Below are 3,175 nucleotides of genomic sequence, written 5' to 3' on the forward strand. Positions count from 1 at the left end.
ACCTGCACGCGTCCCGCGACCTTCTGCAGGGCAGGGGGCGTGCGGAAGGTTCGGTCATTGTTCGCCGCGGGAGCTCGTGCGGCGAGGTCCTTGCGAACTGCGGTCATGCGAAGGCCCTCGCGGCTGGCCGGATGGCGGCACGGTGGTAGGAGCGGGCGAGGGCGGCGTCGCCCTCCGCCAGGGCTTCCCAGGCTTCCGCCCGATAGAGCAGCCGCCACGCGCGATGGTAGGCGTCGCGGCCGACCTCCGTGCCGGCGAAGGTGTCCACCAGGCCGCGCAGCTCCTGCACACGCTGGTGATGCGCAAGGGCGGTGAAGGCGCGCCGGCGCTGGGCGCGGGGATCGGGGCGGCTCATGGCAGCGCCACCGCGAGAGCGAGGCCGCCGACATAGAACGCGGCCCCCAACGCCAGGAGAAACTCGGGGAAGATCTGCATCACGGCTCCTCTCCCTGCTCGAGCTTCTCGCCCTCGATTTCCTCAAGGCCCGTAAGTGCGAGGTGCTGGATGCGCTCCAGCGCCGGCCAGAGATGCAAGGACAGAAGCGCCGGATCACGCGCCCACGCCGCACGATCCTCCGGCGTCAGGAGGCGCTCCGTGCTTCCCAGGATCTCGATGACGATGTCTCGGAGGACGGGGATCAGCGCTGCATTCTCGCAGGTGCAGGGCGGGTGCTCCGCCTGCGGATGACCTGCCGCGCCGGGCGGGAAGGGGATGATCGGCATCAGTGGATCCACCCCTTCACGACCGGCACGACGCTCGACAGCCACTTCAGCTGCATGATCGGCACGCCGCCATGCTGCTTGTTCGTGTCGAAGAGGCGGGCATAGGCCTTGCCCTTCTCGGTCGGCTCGTATCCAGCGGCGGTCTTCACCTGGAACTCATGCTCCAGGAGAAGGGCGTTCACGCGCCTGTTGGACGTACCCACCTCCTTGCCGATCTCGGTCGGCGTCAGCACCAGTTCCTGCGAAGCCGCGATCAGGTGCGTGGCGCCGAGTTCCGCGATTGGATCGATGCCGGTCAGCTTGGCGACGCGCTGCGCCGAGGCAAGCACTGCCTGGTTCCGGTCGAGCCCGATCAGGCGGCCGAGCGCGATGTCGCTGCGCATCAGCTTGTTCGCCTCCAGCCGGGCGTTCACCCGCTCCGTGACCGCGGGAGCAAAGGCCGGCGGACGGGTCAGCCCGCGCTCATAAGCGTCGAACCGCTCGATGATCTCGATGGTGATCTCGGTCGCCGCCGGCGTCTCGGACTTGGTGGTAAGGAAGATGGCCTGCCGCTTGTTGAGCAGGTAGGCGGTGGTCCGCTGGCCCTTGCCCACCACGATCTCGGTCGTGGCGAGTTCGCCGAGTTGGGATAGCGCGCCACCGTGGCGCGCTATCAGCTTGCGGATGTCGCGCGGCTGATCGAAGCGAAGCCGGCTGGCCAGATCAGTGTCGAGGACGCGGGCCTCGCCCTCATGTGTGGTGAGGGCGAGATCGGTGACGGTCGCCTGCGCCACGGCCGGCTGCGCGGCCACGACAAGCAGGTCGGGAGTGTCGGAATGGGAACGCACGATGAGGGTGCCTCCGTGGCTAACGGGGGCACGCTAAGCTCAACTGAGCAACAGGAGCAAGAGGAATGTTTAGCCCTGCTTAGCGTTCCCGTTGCCTTCCTCTGGGAACTGCGTCCGGAGCCAGCCTAGGATACCTCCCTTCGCTTCAGGGTCGACCGAGATCCCCTCGGCGGCACCTGCTCCAATCAGTCCGATCAAAACAGACCGCGCAGCAGGAGTTAAATGCCTCCAGAGAAGAAGAAGAGCTTCTTCCTCTAAATTCTGAGCAGTAATTCTATTCGATCCTGGAATGTTAGAAATAAGTCTTTCGTAGTCTAAATCGAAGATCATAGCCATTTTAGTGAGATTGTCATGGCTTGGCTTTGTGTTTCCTGACTCCCATTGAGCTACCGCGCTTGGGCTTACTCCCAAACGCTTGGCAACATCTCGCTGAGAAAGCTTCTGTCTGGTCCGAGCCAGTCGGATTCGTTCACCCACGTCCATGCCGCTAAGGTGACCTAATTCACGCTTAGTGGCACTTAGCATTTATCTTGATCCATCTTGCTCAGGTGTGCTAAGCAACCCGCTATGGAAGCCATCGCGCTCATTCGTCGACACAGAGGACTAATGGCGCACATCGCGCGCGAGCTGGGCATCACCAGGGGGGCCGTGGCGAGTTGGCGGAAGATTCCAGCACTTAGGGTGCTGGAGATCGAACGCATCACGAATGGTGCAATTTCTCGGTACCAGCTCCGCCCTGATCTGTACCCGGAGCGTTCCGACGCATCGCGCCCCAAAGCCACCACCCCCGCCGCCAGTTGCGAGGTGGGGTGATGACGGCCTTCCCCGACCTCCATGCCACACAGCCACCGATGCATCCGCTCGACCGCGAGTTGATCGCGCGGGGATTTGCGCTGCTTTACGCCGCCCAACGTATGCCCTTCGCTCCACTGGGCGATCTGCTGGATCATGCCGACTGGATCGCCGCTTATGTTGCCGGGGAAATGGATGGGCAGGCGCGCGAGATCATTCGGTCTTCGGCCTCTCAAGCCGGTCGAGGCGCTCTCTAATGTCGGCCAGTTCACGTAATATCTGCCGCTGTCCAGATTCGATGGACCTGAGTAACCGAAGCGGTTCCTCGGATACTCTTGCAGCGGCGTCCCTCGCTTGCCCTTCACGAGCTAGCCGCTCATTCATCTCTCGCAGCGTGCCAGAGGCCATTTCACCTGTAGCTTTTCGGTACTGCTCTCTGGCTTGTGCGTCGATTTCCTCGATGGACTTCTGCCGTTCGGCATCCGTGAGCGACGTCTTCCTAAGGTCTGGTATCTTCACAGCTTCCATCCCGAGCGGTTGGCAACGCTGCCAGGATGGAAGGGGCGGCCGGAGCAATCAACTGTTTCGGCCGTCCCGCTGCTTCCGCTGGAGTGCCTGCCTGATGTCGCCCGCACGCGCTCAGCAACTCCGGCCGGTCTTCCAACCCGCCTCCGCCGCCCCCACCCACCCAAACCCCGGGTGGTGCACCGCGATGAGCGCCCCATCCTCGCCCTCCTGCCGGTGCACCCCGTCGCCGATCCGGATTCGCATCCCCGCGAACATCACCGGTTGCCGACGCGGCGCCATTGCCTGCCGGCACGCCATCAGGCTGTC

Annotated in this window: 7 protein-coding genes; 2 read left to right on the plus strand and 5 right to left on the minus strand. The window is 63.8% G+C overall.

All coding sequences use genetic code 11. The annotated features are described in order from the left end of the window. Nucleotides 1-103 precede the first annotated feature (103 nt). From VNS22_RS07125 to VNS22_RS28520, 4 genes are all read right to left on the minus strand, one after another. Nucleotides 104-355 (minus strand): hypothetical protein, encoded by a 252-nt coding sequence (locus tag VNS22_RS07125; RefSeq protein WP_325731018.1) that lies wholly within the window; start codon nucleotides 353-355, stop codon nucleotides 104-106. Nucleotides 356-434: 79 nt separating this feature from the next. Further along, complete coding sequence (locus tag VNS22_RS07130; RefSeq protein WP_325731020.1) at nucleotides 435-722, minus strand: hypothetical protein; 288 nt, start codon at nucleotides 720-722, stop codon at nucleotides 435-437. Then, nucleotides 722-1,549: a Rha family transcriptional regulator gene (locus tag VNS22_RS07135; RefSeq protein WP_325731022.1), complete on the minus strand. Its 828-nt coding sequence runs from the start codon at nucleotides 1,547-1,549 to the stop codon at nucleotides 722-724. Before VNS22_RS07135 ends, VNS22_RS07130 begins: the two co-directional genes overlap by 1 nt. Before the next feature lie 69 nt (nucleotides 1,550-1,618). Then, nucleotides 1,619-2,074, minus strand: coding sequence for a helix-turn-helix domain-containing protein (locus VNS22_RS28520; RefSeq protein ID WP_414653332.1), 456 nt, complete (start codon nucleotides 2,072-2,074; stop codon nucleotides 1,619-1,621). Nucleotides 2,075-2,116: 42 nt separating this feature from the next. Here VNS22_RS28520 and VNS22_RS28245 point away from each other — a divergent pair, with 42 nt between their 5' ends. Beyond that, nucleotides 2,117-2,362: a transcriptional regulator gene (locus VNS22_RS28245; protein ID WP_349261732.1), complete on the plus strand. Its 246-nt coding sequence runs from the start codon at nucleotides 2,117-2,119 to the stop codon at nucleotides 2,360-2,362. Continuing rightward, complete coding sequence (locus tag VNS22_RS07140; protein ID WP_325731024.1) at nucleotides 2,362-2,598, plus strand: hypothetical protein; 237 nt, start codon at nucleotides 2,362-2,364, stop codon at nucleotides 2,596-2,598. Before VNS22_RS28245 ends, VNS22_RS07140 begins: the two co-directional genes overlap by 1 nt. A 382-nt stretch (nucleotides 2,599-2,980) precedes the next feature. Here VNS22_RS07140 and VNS22_RS07145 read toward each other — a convergent pair. Beyond that, nucleotides 2,981-3,175: hypothetical protein (locus VNS22_RS07145; RefSeq protein WP_325731026.1), on the minus strand; the 195-nt coding region annotated here is incomplete at its 5' end.

Origin of the sequence: Geminicoccus sp., assembly GCF_035556675.1 — a bacterium.
Classification (GTDB): Bacteria; Pseudomonadota; Alphaproteobacteria; order Geminicoccales; family Geminicoccaceae; genus Geminicoccus.